This window comes from Pseudomonas sp. GW822-FHT03F04, from assembly GCF_058801405.1.
The window spans coordinates 124,198-142,913 of sequence record NZ_JBXANF010000009.1; the positions used below are offsets into that span (position 1 = coordinate 124,198).

Sequence of the window (18,716 nt, forward strand, 5' to 3'; positions counted from 1 at the left end):
AAAGCTCTTAAAAAGCCTGGCACCGATTCAGCCGTCTGGCGGGGTCTCCTTGCGGTGTTACTGGATCAGCGAGCCGCGCAGCGAGTGCGGTTGTGCCGCATCGATGTGCACGTCGGCGAATTGGCCGATCAGGGTCGGATTATCGCAGCGGAAGTTGACGATACGATTATTCTCGGTGCGCCCTTGCAACTCGCCCGGGTCTTTCTTCGAATAGTCAGTCACCAGAATCCGCTGGATGGAACCGACCATTTGTCGGCTGATCTCGAAACCTTGCTGGTTCAAACGGTGCTGCAAGGCGTTCAGGCGTTCTTTCTTCAGCTCTTCCGGGGTGTCGTCGGCCAGGTCGGCAGCCGGGGTGCCTGGGCGCTGGCTGTAGACGAAGGAGTAGGAAAAGTCGAAACCGACGTCGGCAATCAGCTTCATGGTCTGTTCGAAATCTTTCTCGGTTTCCCCCGGGAAGCCGACGATGAAGTCCGAGCTGATGCAGATGCCCGGTACGGCAGCGCGCAGTTTGCGCAGCTTGGACTTGTACTCCAGCGCTGTGTGGTTGCGCTTCATCGCCGCCAGGATCCGGTCCGAACCGGACTGCACCGGCAAGTGCAGATGCTTGACCAGTTCCGGCACGTCGGCGTGGGCCTGGATCAGGCTGTCGGAGAATTCCAGCGGGTGCGAGGTGGTGTAGCGGATGCGGTCGATGCCGTCGACAGCGGCGACAACACGGATCAATTCCGCCAGGTCCGCCAGGCGACCGTCGTGGGTCAGGCCGCGATAGCCGTTGACGTTCTGCCCCAGCAGGGTCACTTCACGCACGCCGTTTTCGGCCAAGTGAATGATTTCGGCGATCACGTCGTCGAACGGCCGGCTGACTTCTTCGCCGCGGGTGTAAGGCACTACGCAGAACGTGCAGTACTTGCTGCAGCCTTCCATCACCGACACGTAGGCGCTCGGGCCGTCGATGCGCGGCTCGGGCAGGTGGTCGAACTTTTCGATTTCCGGGAACGAGACGTCGACTTGCGGCAACTTGCTGATGCGCGCGGCGTCGATCATTTCCGGCAGACGGTGCAGGGTCTGCGGGCCGAAGACCACGTCGACGTACGGGGCGCGATCCCGGATCGCCGCGCCTTCCTGGCTGGCCACGCAACCGCCGACGGCGATCACCATGTCCGGGTTGGCCAGTTTCAGTTCGCGCCAGCGACCGAGCTGGGAGTACACCCGGTCCTGGGCGCGTTCGCGGATCGAGCAGGTGTTGAGCAGAATCACGTCGGCATCTTCGGCGCGCGCCGTGACTTCCAGGGCCTGGTGTTCGCCCAGCAGATCGACCATGCGCGAGCTGTCGTACTCGTTCATCTGGCAACCGTGGGTTTCGATGTAAAGCTTCTTGGCCATGGAATAGGGTCGTCACGTGGTTCAAAGAACCGCGCATTATAGGGAACATGTCCCCAGGTTCCTACCGTTGCGCGTCCGGTGGCTATGCTATAGTTCGCGCCCTCATTTTTACCCCGATGTGTTGTCCGCCCGCCATGACCAAACGCGAAGCTCCAATCTACAAGGTGATATTCCTCAACCAGGGCCAGGTGTTCGAAATGTACGCCAAGCAGATCTATCAAAGTGATCTGTGGGGCTTCCTGGAAGTGGAAGAGTTCGTCTTTGGCGAGCGCACCCAGGTCGTCGTCGATCCGAGCGAAGAGAAGCTCAAGGCACAGTTCGAAGGCGTGGTGCGCAGCTTTGTGCCGATGCATTCGATCGTGCGCATCGACGAAGTGGAACGTCTCGGTACGCCGAAAATCAGCGAAGCTCGCGGTGCGGTCGGCAATGTGATGCCGTTTCCGGTGCCGATGCCCGAGAAGTAAGCGGGGCGGGAGAAGGGACTACGGAAGCGGCGAGAACGGCGTACGGCCGTCAGCGCTCTGCAGTTCCATCAGGTATTTACGGAAAATTTGCCCGAGCACCTGGGTGGCGGTTTCCAGGTCTTCGCGGGGCATTTTCTCGGCGACTTCGTCGGCGGTGTCCAGGGCATCTTCGGCGCCGTTGACCGCGGCCATCTTCAGCACGATGTACGCCTGAATGTTGTTGGCCTGCACGCCTTCACCGTGGAAGAACATGGTGCCGAGCTTGAATTGCGCCTGGGCGTGGCCTTGCAGCGAGGCCTTTTCGAAATAGCTCAGGGCTTGATTGAGGTCGCGCGGCGCATTCTTGCCGTCGTAGTAGAACTCACCCAACTCGTATTGCGCTTGCGCATCCCCCTCATCCGATGCCTTTTGGCAGGCGGCGAGGGCCTGCGTGACATCTTGCGGCTGAGTATTGAGGGTGCAACGACCCATCGCCGGGATCAACAACGAGTTGCCGCCTGCTTGTGCATGTGCGAGCAGTGGCTGAAGGAGCAACAGGCAGCCCAAGGCAAGGGTGCGGCCGGTGCGGTTCATGAGAATCGACTTACCTCTGAAGGGCGCGCGGACCCATCGAGGGATCCAATAAGCGCGCATTATGAAATAAGCAGGGCCAACCTTACAAAGTCTTTACTCGATTTTCTGCTGTGTGGGGAATATATCACCCGGTTTGCGGGATGTTTTTGGCAGAAGCGTCGGAGAAAGCGCTGGAATGTAGGTGAAAGCTGACGCTGGCAATGGCCAACGTCAGCGATCAAGCCATTACTTCAGTTTGGCGAACGCGCGCTCGGCAGCGTCGAGGGTCAGTTTCAGCTCGGCTTCGCCGTGGGCGATCGAGGTGAAACCGGCTTCGAACGCGCTCGGTGCCAGGTACACGCCACCTTCCAGCATCAGGTGGAAGAATCGACCGAACAGCGCTGCATCGCTGGCCATCACGTCTTCGAAAGTAACAATGTCGTCAGCGCCGCTGAAGTACAGACCGAACATGCCGCCAGCCTGAGTGGTCACGAACGGAATGCCCGCGGCGTCAGCGCGCTGTTGCAGGCCGTCGAGCAGGCGAGTGGTGTAATCGGTCAGTTCGGCGTGGAAGCCTGGACGGCTGATCAGGCGCAGGGTGGTCAGGCCGGCGGCCATCGCCAGCGGGTTACCCGACAAGGTGCCCGCCTGATAGACCGGGCCCAGTGGTGCGATGCGCTCCATGATCGAACGCTTGCCGCCGAAGCAGCCGACCGGCATGCCGCCACCGATGATCTTGCCGAAGGTGGTCAGGTCCGGGGTCACACCGTAGTAAGCCTGGGCGCCGCCGAGGGCCACGCGGAAACCGGTCATCACTTCGTCGAAAATCAGTACCACGCCGTGCTTGTCGCACAGGCTGCGCAGGCCTTCGAGAAAACCCGGCGCCGGCGGCACGCAGTTCATGTTGCCGGCCACTGGCTCGACGATGATGCAGGCGACGTCCTGGCCGACTTCGGCGAGCATTTTTTCAACGGCGTCGATGTCGTTGAACGGCAGGGTCAGGGTGTGTTTGGCGAACGCGGCCGGTACGCCGGCCGAGCTTGGTACGCCTTGGGTCAGTGCGCCGGAACCGGCCTTGACCAGCAGGCTGTCGGAGTGACCGTGGTAGCAGCCTTCAAACTTGATGATGCTGTCGCGGCCGGTGAAGCCACGGGCCAGACGGATCGCGCTCATGGTCGCTTCGGTGCCGGAGCTGACCATGCGCACCATCTCCATCGACGGCACCAGCGAGCAGACCAGGTCGGCCATCTCGGTTTCCATCGCGGTCGGCGCGCCGTAGGACAGGCCGTGTTGCAGTTGGTTACGCACGGCGTCCAGCACGTCCGGGTGGCTGTGGCCGAGGATCATCGGGCCCCAAGAGCCGACGTAATCCACATAACGCTTGTCGTCTTCGTCGGTGACGTAGGCGCCTTCGGCGTGCTTGAAGAACAGCGGCGTGCCGCCGACGCTCTTGAACGCGCGAACCGGCGAGTTCACGCCACCAGGAATGTGTTTCTGGGCGTTGGCAAACAGGGTTTCGGAACGAGACATGATCGGGCTCTCAAAAATCAGGATTTGAACAATTCGTTGAATGCACGGGCGCGGCGGGTCACTTCGGCGGTGCTGTCAGCGCCGAACAGGCCATGGACCACGGCCAGCAGATCGACACCGTGGGCCACCAGCGGCGCGGCGTTGTCGAGGGTGATGCCGCCAATCGCGCAAATCGGCAGGTGCAGCGTCTGGCGGGCCTGATCGAGCAGATCGAGGCTGCAGGTCGGCGCACCGGGTTTGGTGTTGGAGTTGAAGAAGCGGCCGAAGGCGACGTAACTCGCGCCTTCTTTGGCGGCCTGTTCGGCCAGTTCAAGCTGCGCGTGGCAGGTCGAACCGATGATTGCCTTGGAGCCGAGCAGGGCGCGGGTCGGTGACAACGGACCGTCGGTCTGGCCCAGGTGCACACCGACGTTCAGGCGTGCGGCCAGTTCGGCGTCATCGTTGATGATCAACTGGGTCTTGTAGCGTTCGCACAGATCGCGCAGGGCTTCGGCCTCACGCAAGCGCCGGGCTTCGTCGCTGCTCTTGTCACGGTATTGCAGGAGGGTGACACCGCCTTCCAGCGCCGCCTCCACGTACGGCAGGAACTTGCCGGCCAGCAACGGACCGTCGGTAATGGCGTACAGGCCACGTAGTTTCATCAGGCAGACCTCACGACGTTACGAGCAGAAATCCAGCGGCAGACGACGCGGCACGAACTGGCCTTTGCCCAGTTGTTCGGCATCGCGCAGGGTGCGCCAAGTGTAATCCAGCGCGGTACGCACGGCGCTGGCAAGGTTTTCGCCCAGTGCCAGTCGACCGGCGAGGGTACTGGCCAGTGTGCAGCCGGAGCCGTGGTAGCTGCCGGGCAGGCGCTGGCACTTGAAGGTTTCGCGCAGGCCGTCGCGGCTGTACAGGCGATTGTGGATTTCGGTTTCGTCGCCGTGACCGCCGGTGATCAGCAGGTTCTTGATGAACGGCAGGAGTTTTTCAGCGCACTCGTCCGCGGTGCCTTCTGGCAGTTCGGCGAGGATCCGGGCTTCGGGAAGGTTGGGGGTGGCGATGATCGACAGCGGCAGCAGGCGTTCGCGCATGGCGTAGCCGACCTCGTCCTTGCCCAGGCGTCCGCCGCCGCCGGCGCGCAGCACCGGGTCGCAGACCACTGGCAAGTGCGGGTGCGCCTGAAGCAGTTCGACAACGGTGTCGACCATTTCCAGGGAACCGAGCATGCCCAGTTTCACTGCCGCGACTTCGGAATCGTTGAGCACGGCATTGGCCTGGGCCAGTACCCACTCACGGTCGAGGACGCGAAAGTCAGTGACGTTGACGGTGTCTTGCACGGTCAGGGCGGTGACGGCCGGAGCCGCATGGCAACCCTGAGCGAGCAGGGCTTCGATATCTGCCTGCAAGCCGGCGCCACCACTGGGGTCGTGGCCGGAGAGACAGAGGACAACGGGGCGGGAGCTGTAGATATTCATGGTGCGCGAGCTTACCACCAAACCTGTTTTTCGGGTGTTGTGGCACAGCGTTCGGCCGATAACCTCGGTATCCGGATCCACACGGGTTCTCACAATCTGACCGAGTCAACAGCTCTAGCTCGGTGTTTTGCTCTGAAACGCCCGTTCTAGAGCCTTTGTCGGAAAAATTTCCATGGTGCTCAATGGCCATCAACGGCTATGCTAGAGTGGATCCAAACCAATAACAGGTAATACCGGTTTTACGTCATCTCAAAGGGAATGGGGGGCTTCCTGACACAACCGGACAAGCCACGCTGGGGCTTCAATGCGCTATTTGTTGATGTTGCTGTTCTGTTTGCCCCTCCTGGCAAACGCCGTCGAGTTCGACGAGTTCACCCAGAGCCTCCCGCTGGGTCGATCCCTGCAAGTGTTCGAAGACCCGAGCGGTCAGGCGAGCATTGCCGACGTCCGCGCGCAAGCCGCTGCCGGACAATTCAAGGCCCACGATAAAGCCACGCTCAATGCCGGTTACTCGCGTTCGGCGTTCTGGCTGAAAATCGACCTGCATTACCGCCCGAGCAATCCGGCGGCGCAGCGTACCTGGCTGCTGGAGCTGGCCTATCCGCCACTCGACCATCTCGACCTCTATCTGCCCGATGCCGCCGGTGACTATCGTCTGGTGCGCCAGACCGGGGACGCGCTGCCGTTCGCCAGTCGCGAGATCCGGCAGAACAACTACCTGTTCAACCTTACGTTCCGGCCGGACCAGCAACAGACCGTCTATTTGCGACTGTCCAGCGAAGGCTCGATCCAGGCGCCGGTGACGTTGTGGTCGAGCACCGCGTACCTCGAAGATCAGCCGGTGCGCCTGTACGTGCTGGGCCTGATTTATGGCGTGCTGCTGGGGATGCTGGTCTACAACCTGTTCATCTACCTCAGCGTGCGCGATACCAGTTACCTCTATTACATCTTCTATATCGGCTCGTTCGGTCTGTACCAGTTGTCGGTGAATGGCGCAGCGGTCGAGTATTTCTGGCCGGACAACCCCTGGTGGGCCAACGCCGCCACGCCGTTTTTCATCGGTTGCGCGGGACTGTTCGGCAGCCAGTTCGCCCGCAGTTTCCTGCAGACCAAGAACCATAGCCGCTGGCTCGACCGTTTGTTGATCGCCCTGATTGCCTTCGGCGCACTGGTAATCGGTCTGTCGCTGATGACCAGTTATGCCCTGGCCCTGCGTCTGGCGACGACCCTGGCGCTGACCTTTACCGTGGTGATCTTCGCCGCCGGGATCCTCGCCTGGTGGCGCGGCCTGCGAGTGGCGCGCTACTTCATCATCGCCTGGTCGGCGTTTCTGCTCGGCGGGATCGTCAACACGATGATGGTCCTGGGTTTGCTGCCGAACGTGTTCCTGACCATGTACGCCAGCCAGATCGGCTCGGCCATTGAGGTGGCGCTGCTGTCGCTGGCGCTGGCCGACCGCATCAACGCGATGCGCGAGCAACAGGCGCAGACCCTGTTCGACGCCGGCCAGAAGCTGGAAGTGCTCAACCAGCAACTGGCCCACAGCAACAAGCTCAAAGACGAATTCCTCGCGACCCTGACCCACGAACTGCGCACGCCGATGAACGGTGTGATCGGTTCGCTGGAACTGATGCAGACCGTCGAACTGGACCCGGAACTGGAGCAATACCAGCAGACCGCCGCCGGTTCGGCGCGGGACATGATGCGCATGGTCAACGGCATCCTGACCCTGACCGAACTGCAGGCCGGCAAGCTCAAGGCGACGCCGGGCAGTTTCAGCCTGCGCGCCGTGGTCGAGGCGTTGCGTGTGCAGTTCGATGGCAACGCCTCGAGCAAGTCGCTGGACTTCAAGGTCGACGTGCTGCCAACTCTGCCGGATCGTCTGCAGGGCGACAGCGCCAAGCTCGCGCAATGCCTGGAATGCCTGCTGGACAACGCGATCAAGTTCACCCGCGTCGGTGGCCTCGCACTACGGGTTACCGGTAAACCGTCGACAGACAATCGTCTGGCGCTGTCCTTTGCAGTGATCGACACCGGCATCGGCTTCACCGATCTGGGCGAGGCGACGATGTATCAGCGATTCTTCCAGCTCGACGGTTCGATGACCCGCGAATACGGCGGCCTGGGCGTCGGTCTGGCGATCTGCCGACAACTGGTGGAACTGCTCGGCGGCAAGCTCACGCACCGTTCCGAGCCGGGGCGCGGCAGTCGCTTTCAGCTGGATGTCGAGTTTGAGTTGCCGGCGGTTGAAGCGGCGCCGACGCTCGTTCGCGATGCCGTGCGCGCACCGCAGGACTGCACCGTGTTGCTGGTGGACGACAACAGCGTCAATCAGTTGGTGATGCGCGGCATGCTGCTCAAGCTCGGTTTCCGCGTGCGCACTGCCGACCATGGTGCCGCGGCGCTCGAATATTTGCAGCGCGAAGCGTTCGATGCGGTGCTGATCGATTGCCAGCTGCCACCGCTTGATGGCGCATCGTTGTGCTGCCAGATCCATGACCTGCCGGGCTGCGCCAACCTGCCGGTGTTCGTGATCGCGTTGGGGGCGGATCGAGAGCATTGCGCATCCGCTGGTTCGATCGATTACCTGAGCAAACCGGTGAAATTCGAAGACTTGCAGGTCGCGATGCAACGGCGGGTGTTGAGTTGTTGATAGGGTGAAAGCGCCGGCATTTAGGCCGGTATGACACTTTGATCGGTTCGGGGGCGGTGCTTAACTGAAGCTCTGGCCGATCAAGGAGCTCCGTCATGAACCTGCATCAGTTCGCCGAAACCCACGAAGTCACCAACCAGCCACCGTCGCTGGACGGCACCAACCTGTACCGCATCGACCTGCCGTTGCAGGAGTGGTCGCGGCGGTTCGGCGCCGGCTGGGCCGAGTCGCGGATCGATGCCTACGGCGCATTGGCCGGCGGGCCGCTGATGGAGGCCGGGTTCCTCGCCAACCAGAACAAACCGGTGTTCGCCAGCCATGACCGCTACGGTCATCGCATCGATCTGGTGGAATTTCATCCGGCGTATCACGAGCTGATGCGCACCGCCATCGAACATGGCCTGACGTCGTTGCCCTGGGCTCATCCACAGGACGGCGCCCACGTTGCCCGCGCCTCCATGAGCTATCTGCATAGCCAGGCCGAGGCCGGCAGCGGTTGCCCGTTGACCATGACCTTCGCCAGTGTTCCCGCGCTGCGTTTGCAGCCGGATCTGGCTGAACAGTGGCTGCCGAAAATCCTCGCCACCGAATACGATCCGCGCAATGTCGGCATGGCCCACAAGGCGGGCGTCACCATCGGCATGGCAATGACCGAGAAACAGGGCGGCACCGACGTGCGCGCCAATACCACCAAGGCTTATCCGGTCGGCGCCAGCGGCCCGGGTCAGGCTTATGAACTAGTGGGGCACAAGTGGTTCTGTTCTGCACCAATGTGCGATGCGTTCCTCACGCTGGCACAGACCGACAAGGGCCTGACCTGCTTCCTGCTGCCGCGCCATCGCCCGGACGATACGCGCAATCAGTTCTATATCCAGCGCCTGAAAAACAAACTCGGCAACCAGTCCAACGCCTCCAGCGAAGTGGAGTTCCGTGGCGCGCTGGCGTGGATGGTCGGCGAGGAGGGGCGCGGTGTGCCGACCATCATCGAGATGGTGGCCATGACCCGTTTCGATTGCATGGTCGGCTCCAGTTCGCTGATGCGTCAGGCCCTGACCCAGGCCAGTCATCACTGCGCCCATCGCAAGGTCGGCGGCAAATTGCTCAGCGAACAACCGCTGATGCAGAACGTGCTGGCCGATCTGGCGCTGGAAAGCGAAGCCGCGCTGGCCCTGAGCTTGCGCATGGGCAAGGCGCTGGATCATCTGAATGATCGCCACGAAGCGCAGTTCGCCCGACTGGTGACGGCGGTGGGCAAATACTGGATCTGCAAACGCGCGCCGGCCATGATCAATGAAGCCGCCGAGTGCATGGGCGGCGCCGGGTATGTCGAAGACAGCATTCTGCCGCGCCTGTACCGCGAAGCGCCGGTGAACTCGACATGGGAAGGCTCCGGCAACGTGCAGTGCCTTGATGTGTTGCGTGCACTGTCGAAGGAGCCGGGCGTGCTCGATGTGCTGTTCAACGAGCTGGGCGACGGCCATGGCGACAAGCGGCTGGCCGCGCATATCCAGCAATTGCAGGCGTCGTTCAAGGACACCGGCGACATTCAGTACCGTGCGCGGCAATTGACCGAAGACATTGCCCTGGGGCTGCAAGCGAAGCTGTTGCTGGAGGCCGGGAATTCGGCGGTCAGCGATGCGTTTATCGCCAGTCGTCTGAGCGGTGGCGGCCGGGTCTACGGTGCCTTGCCCCGTGGGCTGGATGTCGAGTCCATCGTCGCCCGCTCGACACCGCAAGGTTTCTGAAGGGCGATTGCGACAAAGCCATTACGCCACTGTTTCCGTGACGCCACGATGCAGGCAAGATGAAGCTCTGCAAGTCAGAACACAGGAAGCTGATCGTGACCGAAGCGTTTATTGTCGTTCAAACCGCCGAACAAGCCGTGGATCGCCTGGCCGAGCTGCATGAGCGGGCCACCACGGCGCTGAACTCGGCGCTCAAGCGTTATCTCAAGGATCGCGTCGAGCCCGACGCCGAGCAACGTGCCCTGTTCCGTTATCCCGAACTGCGTCTGACCTACCACTGCCAGGGCGAAGTCCCGCAAACCACCCGCGCTTACGCCAAGGTGCAGTTGCCGGGCACCTACAGCGTGACCGTCACCCACCCGGCGGCGTTTCGCAAATACCTGCTGGAACAGCTGGTGCCGCTGATGCACGACTTCACGGTGACCGTGGAAGTCGGGGTCAGCGCACAGAACATTCCGTACCCGTACGTGGTCGAGCAGGGCGATGAACTGGCCGGCTCCGGCGTCACCGCCGCCGTGCTGGCGCGGGTGTTCCCGAGTACCGACCTGTCCGCCGCCACCGATGGCATCGCCGACGGTCTCTACGACTGGGAAAACACTGATCCGCTGCCGCTGGCGCTGTTCGATGCGGCCCGCGTCGACTTTTCGCTGCGTCGCCTGGTGCACTACACCGGCAGCGACTGGCGCCACGTGCAGCCTTGGATCCTGCTGACCAACTACCACCGCTATGTCGACCAGTTCATCCTCCATGGCCTGGAGCAATTGCGCCGCGACCCGCGTTTCGTGCGCATGGTGTTGCCGGGCAACGTGATCATCGAAAAAGGCATGGACCACGGCGAAGCCTCGGCCATTGCGGCCGGTGTGGTCTGGCACCGCTACCAGATGCCGGCCTATCACCTGATCGCCAGCGATGGCCACGGCGTGACCCTGGTGAACATCGGCGTCGGCCCGTCCAACGCCAAGAACATCACCGACCACCTGGCGGTGCTGCGTCCGCATTGCTGGCTGATGATCGGTCACTGCGGCGGCCTGCGTCAGTCGCAGACCATCGGCGACTACGTATTGGCCCACGCTTACATGCGTCGCGACGGGATTCTCGACCGGGTGGTGCCGCCGAACATTCCGATCCCGGCGCTGGCCGAGGTGCAATTGGCGTTACAACAAGCGGCTGCCAACATCACCGGCGAGAAGGGCGACGACCTGAAGAAACGCCTGCGCACCGGCACCGTGCTGACCTACGACGACCGTAACTGGGAATTGCGCTGGGCCCAGGAACGACCGCTGATCAACCTGTCCCGCGCCGTGGCCGTGGACATGGAAAGCGGCACCATCGCCGCCCAGGGTTATCGCCTGCGGGTGCCGTACGGCACGTTGTTGTGTGTGTCGGACAAGCCGCTGCACAGCGAAATCAAGCTGCCGGGTTCGGCCAACGCGTTCTACGAGCGTGCGGTCAGCCAGCACTTGAAGATCGGTATCGAAGCGGTGGACCTGCTGCGCACCGAACTCAACTCGCTGCACTCGCGCAAACTGCGCAGTTTCGACGAGCCGCCGTTCCGCTAACGGTTTGTCGTGGTCATTTGGCGGTCTGGGCACTAGCATTAGCAGCCCAGATCGCCAGATGTTGTTTTGCCCATGTCCCGTCCCCCACGTCCACCTTCCCGCCGCCCCGGCGCGAAGCCATCCTCTTCAGCCCCGCGCCGTGTCGCCAAGGCACCACCGGCCGAGCCGAAGCTGATCCTGTTCAACAAACCGTTCGATGTGCTGACGCAATTCAGCGACGGCGAAGGGCGGGCGACGCTCAAGGATTACATCGACGTTCCGGGCATCTACCCGGCCGGGCGGTTGGACCGCGACAGCGAAGGTTTGCTGCTGCTGACCAACGACGGTCAGTTGCAGGCGCGGATCGCCGACCCGAAGCACAAGCTTGCGAAAACCTATTGGGTGCAGGTCGAAGGTGTGCCGACGGCCGAGCAGTTGCAGCGTCTGCGTGACGGCGTCGAACTGAATGACGGTATGACCTTGCCCGCTGAGGCGCGGCAACTGGAGGAGCCTGAGCTGTGGCCGCGCAATCCGCCGGTACGCTTTCGCGTGACCGTACCGACCACCTGGCTGGAACTGGTGATTCGCGAGGGACGCAACCGTCAGGTGCGGCGGATGACGGCGGCGGTCGGGCTGCCGACATTGCGACTGGTGCGGGTCAGGATTGGTGACTGGACGATCGAAGGGCTCGATCAGGGGCAGTGGAAAGAAGTGCCGGCGCGCTTATAAGGCGCCGGATTCGATCAGGCCGATCACCACACTCTTGATGATGAACGCGGCCACACCCAGGCCCAGCACGAAGAACAGAATGAACGAGCCGAAGCGCCCGGCCTTGGACTTCTTCGCGAGATCCCAGACGATGAAACCCATGAAAATGATCAGGATGCTGACCAGACCGGTCATCATCCACTCTTCAAATACTGCTGGATCCATCGGGCATCTCCGGCGCTGTGCGGCTGAAAGGGCGGCCGGGAGTATACGCCAGCGGCGAACGACGCAGCATTGACCTGCGTCGGTGTGCCGCAGTCATTCGTCGATTTCAGCTACGCAAGTGAGTCAGCGGCAGTTCGGTGCTGTTGAGCACCTGATTGAGCACAAAGCTCGAGCGCACGCTGGTCACGCCTTCAATGCGGGTCAGGTGCCCCAGCAGCAGCTTCTGATAGTGATCCATGTCCGGCACCACCACTTTCAACTGATAGTCGGCATCCACCCCGGTGACCAGGCTGCATTCCAGCACTTGCGGCAAGGTGCGGATCGCTGCTTCGAAGTTCTCGAAACGCTCCGGCGTGTGCCGGTCCATGCCGATCAGCACGTAGGCGGTCAGGCTCAGGCCGAGCATCTTGCGATCGAGCAGGGCCACCTGACGGGAGATGTAGCCGTCGTCTTCCAGTTGCTTGACCCGGCGCGAGCACGGGGAGGGCGACAGACCGATGCGCTCGGCCAGTTCCTGGTTGGAGATGCGGGCGTCGCGCTGCAATTCCGCCAAAATGCTGAGGTCGTAACGGTCGAGTTTGCTCATCAATCGGTCCTTTGTCCTAACTATTGCGGCGGATTATCTATCCAGGGTTAAAAATTGCGCAAGTGATGTTTATTTGAGCAATCTTCGCAATCATCTGTCGCAGCCTCCGGCCTATTCTTATCACCAGAATCACTGCTCGGTAACACTGTCCACGCGGCCCGCCCTATCCGGCCTGCCGCGGCCGCCACCCCCACCGGGGTTGTGCCGGCCCCCGAGCTGCACACTGTCCAGAAGACGGCGTGAGGTGAGCCGACGTCAAAAGCGTCGAGCCAGGACGAAGTTCTCTAAAAGGGAGGCCGACGGGTCTCCCTTTTTTCTTGCCCGCAATTTGGCCTCGCTCGCTCAATAAATAAATGGCGTGACTGATAACCTGTAGCAGAACCCGGTGCGCCCATCCCCGGTCTTAGCTACAAGCCCTTCTTAATTACAGGGTTCAGCCCGCAGTGAGGAATTTCATGAAGTCGCGTATCTGGCGTCTGGCCAGTGTTGGTGTGCTGTGTGTGAGTGTCTGTGCGCAAGCGCTGGCCGATGAGCCGCAGAATCGCGGCCCTGAAAATGGCGGACGCGAGCGGGAACATCAGGAAAACAATCAGGGCCACGGCGGCAACAATCAGCCGCGCCCGCAGAACAACGAAATCATTCGCGGCGACAACAGCCGTCAGTTCGAGCACAACGGCGAGCAGCACAACAACGGCCAGTGGCAGAACCACGACCAGAACCGTCCGGCCTACAATCCCAATCCGGTTCGCCAACCGCCACCGCCGCCACAACTGCCGGCCAACAGCTTGCCGATCCAGCCACGCCCCGACACCGTGCGCCAGACTCAGGAGCCGCGTCAGGGTTACTACCGTGATGAGCGTCCGCAGAATGGCTACCACCAGAACTGGCAGACCGGCAATCGTCCCAACGACAACCGTTGGCCGGGTCGTCCGGACGGGCATGGCAACGGCTGGGGCCCCGGCCCGCAATACCGGCCGGGCCATGTGATCGAGCGTTTCCCGGATCGTGACCTCCGCGTGCCATATCGTGGCCAGGATTACTTCTACTCCGGCGGCTACTGGTATCGCCCGCAAGGCCCGCGCTACATCGTGGTTCAGCCGCCACGGGGAATCCGTATCCAGTACCTGCCGGATTACGCGCGTGAAGTGTGGATCGGCGGTTCGCTGTTGTTCCTGGCGGCAGGCTCGTACTACGCCTACCAAGAAGCGACGCAGGATTACGTGGTGGTCGAGCCACCGGTGCAGCAACCTCCGCAACCGGCGAGCAACGGCTATGACGTCGAAGCGTATCCCGCCAACGGTCAGTCGCCGGAGCAGGTCCAGCAGGATGGCTACCAGTGCTATCAGTACGCGGTGCAGCAAAGCGGTTTCGATCCGCGCACCGCGACCTACCAGCCCGCACCCGAAGTGGTGCAGGCCTACCGCCAGGCCCAGGGCAATTGCCTGAGCAGTCGCGGTTATCAGGTCAGTTACTGAGCCCTGGCGGCCTTGACCACTTCCTGCGGGTCGGCGTGCACCAGCACTTCGGCCCGTGGGTAGGCGGCATGAATCGCATCCGCCGCCTGGTCGCTGATGCCATGGGCGACTGACAGCGTCAGATCCCCCGGCAATTCCAGGTGCAACTGCACGAACCAGTGATTGCCGGAAATTCGTGTGCGCAGATCATGCGCGCCCAAAACACCTGGTACACCGCACGCCAGTTCGAGCATGTGCTGACTGACATCCACCGGCAGTTCTTCATCCATCAGCACCGAAAAACTTTCCCGGGCGATCTGGATCGCGCTCCACAGAATGTACGCCGCAATCCCCAGGCCGAACCACGCATCCAGTTGAGCGAAACCCAATCCGGCCAACACCAGCGCGATCAGAATGCTGCCGTTGAGCAACATGTCCGAACGGTAATGCAGCGAGTCCGCCCGCACCGCATTGGAGCCGGTCTGCTTGATCACCCGGTGCTGCAGCATCAACAGCGCCGCCGTCAGCAGCAGGGAAAACACGATCACCCCGATGCTCAGCCAAGGCGCGCCGAGCGGCTCCGGATTGTTCAAGCGCTCATAAGCCTGAAACGCGATCAGCACCGCACTGCCGCCAATGAACAGCGCCTGTGCCATGCCCGCCAGGGACTCGGCCTTGCCGTGACCATAACGGTGATCGTCATCCGCCGGCCGCAGCGCGTAATGCACCGCCAGCAGATTGAGCAACGAGGTGACGCCATCGAGGGCCGAGTCGGTGAGGCCGGCGAGCATGCTCACCGAACCGCTCAGCCACCAGGCGATGGCTTTGGCGATGATCAGCGTACAGGCCACCGCCACCGAGGCGCGGGTCGCCAGCCTTAGCAGGCGGGCGTGTTCGGGGCTGGAGGTCATGGGTGCATTGATTCCTTATGCGGCAGGTTGCAGGCCGAACATCGCCAGTTGCTGGGTGCTGCCCTTGTGCTGGATCAGCCGTGGGTCATCCAGAGGCAGGTTGCGGCCCAGTTCTGTTTCGAGAATAGCCTGCAACTTGAGGTTATCGACCTGGCCGTCCGCGCCGATGGCTTGCTTGAGCTTGGCCGGATCGACCTGCGCCGTGTGGCCCGGTTCGAAATAGATCGCGCCGGTGGTGAAGTCCACGGCAAACGCGATCAGGCCGGGAATGATGTAGAACAGCAGGCCCACGGCATCGAGCACGGCAATCGCCGGGTCGATCTTGCCGTCGATCTGGCCGCGCCGGTCGGGATAGAAAATCGAACCGCACGCGGTGATCTGAGTGAGCAGGGTGGCAACCAGTACACCGCCGATCAGGCGAAAAGGTAAGCGCATGGGAATCTCCTGAGTCATCTATTAACGAAGCGTCATCGTGTGAAGTTAAGACCCTGACGAACGCTCAGCAGTTCGCCGTTATACTCGGCCCGGCAGGGCATGCCCACAGTAAATTGCGGCCCCGTCTCACCCCTATCGAAATACGTTGAGGATTGAAGTTGTTTTCTCCAGATCCATATCGCGTGATGGCTACCGAATCCTTCCGGGGTTCGGCCCTCCGGGCTAAAGCTGTGAGCGCGCCATGCTGCGTTGCGGGACTTGGTAAGGAAACGACCCTTACCTGCGTCCCGCGCCTTGCCTGGCACGCTCACAGCTTTAACGCGACTCGCAATTTACTGTGGGCACGCCCTGGGGAGCCAGTATGAATTCGTTGCCAATCGATGAAGTTTTACCCGCCCTGCGTGAAGCCCTCGCGACACGCCACGAAGCCGTGCTCGAAGCACCGCCCGGCGCTGGTAAAACCACCCGCGTGCCCTTGGCCCTGCTCGATGAAGCGTGGTTGAACGGGCAGACCATTCTCATGCTCGAACCCCGTCGGTTGGCCGCGCGCGCAGCCGCAGAACGGCTGGCCAGCGAGCTGGGCGAGAAGGTCGGTGAAACCGTCGGTTATCGCATCCGTCTCGACAGCAAGGTCGACCCCAATACGCGCATCGAAGTGGTCACCGAAGGCATTCTCACCCGGCGTTTGCAGGACGACCCGGCGCTGGACGGCGTGGGCCTGCTGATCTTTGACGAATTTCACGAACGCAGTCTCGACGCCGATCTGGCGCTGGCGCTCAGTCTGAACGGTCGCGAACTGTTTCGAGCTGAACAACCGCTGAAGATTTTGCTGATGTCCGCCACCCTCGAAGGCGAGCGTCTGGCCGGGTTGCTCGACGACGCGCCGATCCTGCGCAGCGAGGGCCGGATGTTCCCGGTGACGATGCGCTGGGGCCGGCCGTTCCAGCCCGGCGAATACATCGATCAACGCGTCACGCAAACGGTGCTCGAAGCCCTGCACGACGAAACCGGCAGCCTGTTGGTGTTCCTGCCGGGGCAGGCGGAAATCCGGCGTGTTCATCAGCAATTGGCGGACGCCATCGGTGAGCGCAGCGACGTGTTGCTCTGCCCGCTGCACGGCGAACTCGACCTGAACGCCCAGCGTGCCGCCATCGACCCGGCCCCGGCCGGCCAGCGCAAAGTGGTGCTGGCCACCAACATCGCCGAGACCAGCCTGACCATCAACGGTGTGCGCGTGGTGATCGACGCCGGGCTGGCGCGAGTGCCGCGTTTCGATCCGGGCAGCGGCATGACCCGCCTCGACACCCAACGCATCTCCAGGGCCAGCGCCACTCAGCGCGCGGGCCGGGCCGGGCGTCTGGAACCGGGCGTGTGTTATCGCCTGTGGTCGCAGGATCAGCATGAGCAACTGGCGGCTTATGGCAGTGCGGAAATTCTTTCGGCGGATCTCGCCGGTCTCGCTTTGCAACTCGGGCGTTGGGGCGTGGCGCCGAGTGATCTGATCTGGCTGGACGTACCGCCAGCGGCCGCTTATGCACAGGCGCAGGATCTGTTGCAGCGCCTCGGTGCGCTGGACGGCGAAGCTCTCAACCGTCACGGTCAGGCCATGGCTGAATTGCCGGCCCATCCGCGAATCGCTCATTTGCTGTTGCGCGGTCAGGCGTTGGGTCTGGCGAGCATGGCTTGTGATGTCGCCGCGTTGCTTGGTGAGCGGGACATTTTGCGTGGCGCGGGGGCCGATCTGCACAGTCGTCTGGTGCTGCTGTCCGGCGAAGAACGTGCGGCGCGCGGTGCTCAGGGCGGCGTGCAGCGCGCCCGGCAACTGGCGCGGCAATATCGTGGTTATCTGCGCGGTAAGGCGAGTGAACCGGTCGCCGACCCGGATCATCCGCGCTGGCTCGGCGCCTTGCTGGCGCTGGCCTACCCGGATCGCGTCGCCCAGCAGCGGCGCGCCGGTGGTGCCGAATATCGTCTGGCCAACGGCCGCGCGGCGCTGTTCGCCGAAGCCGACAGCCTGATGAAGGAACCGTGGATCGTCATCGCCGACCTCGGCAGCCGTCAGGGCCAGCGTGAGGAACGGATTTATCTGGCGGCGGATTTCGATCCGGCGCTGTTCGATTCGGTGCTGGCCGAGCAGGTGCACAACGTCGATCAACTGGACTGGGACGAACGCGAAGGCGTGCTGCGCGCCGAGCGTCAGCGCAAGGTTGGCGAACTGATCCTCAGCCGCGAGCCGCTGACCGGTCTCGACGAAAACGCCCGCAGTCAGGCGCTGGTCAATCTGGTACGGCGCAAGGGTCTTGAACTGCTGCCGTGGACCCCGGAGCTGCGCCAATGGCAGGCGCGAGTCGCGTTGCTGCGTCAGCTCGATCTGGACACCAAGGGCGACAGCCAATGGCCGGATGTCAGCGACGCCACACTACTGAAAACCCTTGAAGACTGGCTGATGCCTTATCTGGGCAAGGTCTCGCGGCTCAGCCATTTCGCCAACCTCGACCTGTCGAGCATCGTCCGTAATCTGCTGCCATGGCCGCTGCCGCAGCAACTTGACGACCAGGCACCGCATCACCTGAGCGTGCCGTCGGGCTCGTCGATTCGCCTCGACTACAGCGAGCAACCACCGATTCTCGCCGTGCGTTTGCAGGAGTTGTTCGGCCTCGCCGACACACCGCGCATCGCCGGCGGGCGGCAGGTGGTCAAGCTGCACCTGCTATCGCCCGCGCGGCGGCCGGTGCAGGTCACGCAGGATCTGGCCAACTTCTGGCGTAGCACCTATGCGGAAGTGAAGAAGGATTTGAAGGGGCGGTATCCGAAGCATTACTGGCCGGATGACCCACTGGTGGCCGAAGCCACTGCGCGCACCAAACCTCGCAAATGAGTTAGGTTTTTCTGCCTATCTAAGGCGTTTAGATGCTCGTGTATAAGAATTGCGCAGGTTATTCCAGAAGTTGGCTATTTTTTTCGGGCCGTGCCGCTGGGGTTCCAGGCGCAATCGTTTGCTACTTTCACGACTCAATCTCTCTTAGCGCATTTTCACTTGCCGAGTCACAGGTTTTTTACCAAGCACTTTGA

16 protein-coding genes are annotated in these 18,716 nt (G+C 62.3%); 7 read left to right on the forward strand and 9 right to left on the reverse strand.

Translation table 11 applies throughout. The features are described 5' to 3' along the window. Positions 1–57: 57 nt before the first annotated feature. Positions 58–1,386 (reverse strand): tRNA (N6-isopentenyl adenosine(37)-C2)-methylthiotransferase MiaB, encoded by a 1,329-nt coding sequence (gene miaB, locus AC1RMX_RS21595; RefSeq protein ID WP_015096961.1) that lies wholly within the window; start codon positions 1,384–1,386, stop codon positions 58–60. A 134-nt stretch (positions 1,387–1,520) separates the two neighbouring features. On the opposite strand from miaB, the gene AC1RMX_RS21600 reads away from it, so the two are divergent. Continuing rightward, positions 1,521–1,850: a DUF1820 family protein gene (locus AC1RMX_RS21600; RefSeq protein WP_077045543.1), complete on the forward strand. Its 330-nt coding sequence runs from the start codon at positions 1,521–1,523 to the stop codon at positions 1,848–1,850. A gap of 18 nt (positions 1,851–1,868) precedes the next feature. On the opposite strand, the gene AC1RMX_RS21605 is transcribed toward AC1RMX_RS21600, so the two are convergent. The 4 genes from AC1RMX_RS21605 to AC1RMX_RS21620 form a co-directional block, all read right to left on the reverse strand. Further along, complete coding sequence (locus AC1RMX_RS21605) at positions 1,869–2,423, reverse strand: tetratricopeptide repeat protein (RefSeq protein WP_096820799.1); 555 nt, start codon at positions 2,421–2,423, stop codon at positions 1,869–1,871. Between the two features lie 225 nt (positions 2,424–2,648). Next, positions 2,649–3,932, reverse strand: a complete 1,284-nt coding sequence (hemL, locus tag AC1RMX_RS21610; protein ID WP_064599654.1) for a glutamate-1-semialdehyde 2,1-aminomutase — start codon at positions 3,930–3,932, stop codon at positions 2,649–2,651. Positions 3,933–3,949: 17 nt separating this feature from the next. Beyond that, the gene (thiE, locus tag AC1RMX_RS21615; RefSeq protein WP_096820800.1) at positions 3,950–4,573 is read right to left on the reverse strand and encodes a thiamine phosphate synthase; all 624 of its coding nucleotides are present in this window, start codon (positions 4,571–4,573) and stop codon (positions 3,950–3,952) included. Positions 4,574–4,591: 18 nt separating this feature from the next. Continuing rightward, entirely contained in the window at positions 4,592–5,389 is a 798-nt protein-coding gene (locus tag AC1RMX_RS21620; RefSeq protein WP_039771996.1) for a hydroxymethylpyrimidine/phosphomethylpyrimidine kinase, read from the reverse strand. Between the two features lie 304 nt (positions 5,390–5,693). Here AC1RMX_RS21620 and AC1RMX_RS21625 point away from each other — a divergent pair, with 304 nt between their 5' ends. From AC1RMX_RS21625 to AC1RMX_RS21640, 4 genes are all read left to right on the forward strand, one after another. Next, positions 5,694–8,042 carry a hybrid sensor histidine kinase/response regulator gene (locus tag AC1RMX_RS21625; RefSeq protein WP_493072967.1) on the forward strand — a complete coding sequence of 783 codons (2,349 nt, stop codon included), beginning with the start codon at positions 5,694–5,696 and terminating at the stop codon, positions 8,040–8,042. 95 nt (positions 8,043–8,137) lie between these two features. Then, positions 8,138–9,787: an acyl-CoA dehydrogenase family protein gene (locus tag AC1RMX_RS21630; RefSeq protein WP_096820803.1), complete on the forward strand. Its 1,650-nt coding sequence runs from the start codon at positions 8,138–8,140 to the stop codon at positions 9,785–9,787. 59 nt (positions 9,788–9,846) lie between these two features. After that, positions 9,847–11,346 (forward strand): AMP nucleosidase, encoded by a 1,500-nt coding sequence (gene amn / locus AC1RMX_RS21635; protein ID WP_192559068.1) that lies wholly within the window; start codon positions 9,847–9,849, stop codon positions 11,344–11,346. 72 nt (positions 11,347–11,418) lie between these two features. Beyond that, entirely contained in the window at positions 11,419–12,054 is a 636-nt protein-coding gene (locus tag AC1RMX_RS21640) for a pseudouridine synthase (RefSeq protein ID WP_244142413.1), read from the forward strand. Here the strand turns inward: AC1RMX_RS21640 and AC1RMX_RS21645 are convergent. Then, the gene (locus tag AC1RMX_RS21645; protein ID WP_003228500.1) at positions 12,049–12,258 is read right to left on the reverse strand and encodes a DUF2788 domain-containing protein; all 210 of its coding nucleotides are present in this window, start codon (positions 12,256–12,258) and stop codon (positions 12,049–12,051) included. The genes AC1RMX_RS21640 and AC1RMX_RS21645 overlap by 6 nt on opposite strands. Before the next feature lie 106 nt (positions 12,259–12,364). Then, the gene (locus AC1RMX_RS21650; protein ID WP_007909658.1) at positions 12,365–12,844 is read right to left on the reverse strand and encodes an Lrp/AsnC family transcriptional regulator; all 480 of its coding nucleotides are present in this window, start codon (positions 12,842–12,844) and stop codon (positions 12,365–12,367) included. 455 nt (positions 12,845–13,299) lie between these two features. Between AC1RMX_RS21650 and AC1RMX_RS21655 the strand changes: the two genes are divergently transcribed. Beyond that, the gene (locus AC1RMX_RS21655; RefSeq protein ID WP_493072970.1) at positions 13,300–14,319 is read left to right on the forward strand and encodes a DUF6515 family protein; all 1,020 of its coding nucleotides are present in this window, start codon (positions 13,300–13,302) and stop codon (positions 14,317–14,319) included. On the opposite strand, the gene AC1RMX_RS21660 is transcribed toward AC1RMX_RS21655, so the two are convergent. Then, a complete protein-coding gene (locus tag AC1RMX_RS21660) occupies positions 14,313–15,209 on the reverse strand; it encodes a cation diffusion facilitator family transporter (RefSeq protein ID WP_096820806.1) in 897 nt (298 codons plus the stop codon). The two genes, AC1RMX_RS21655 and AC1RMX_RS21660, sit on opposite strands and share 7 nt — an antisense overlap. Before the next feature lie 15 nt (positions 15,210–15,224). Next, positions 15,225–15,644 (reverse strand): polyribonucleotide nucleotidyltransferase, encoded by a 420-nt coding sequence (locus tag AC1RMX_RS21665; RefSeq protein WP_096820807.1) that lies wholly within the window; start codon positions 15,642–15,644, stop codon positions 15,225–15,227. Between the two features lie 361 nt (positions 15,645–16,005). Between AC1RMX_RS21665 and hrpB the strand changes: the two genes are divergently transcribed. Then, on the forward strand, positions 16,006–18,522 hold the full coding sequence (gene hrpB / locus AC1RMX_RS21670) for an ATP-dependent helicase HrpB (protein WP_493072973.1): 2,517 nt from the start codon (positions 16,006–16,008) through the stop codon (positions 18,520–18,522). Positions 18,523–18,716 lie beyond the last annotated feature (194 nt).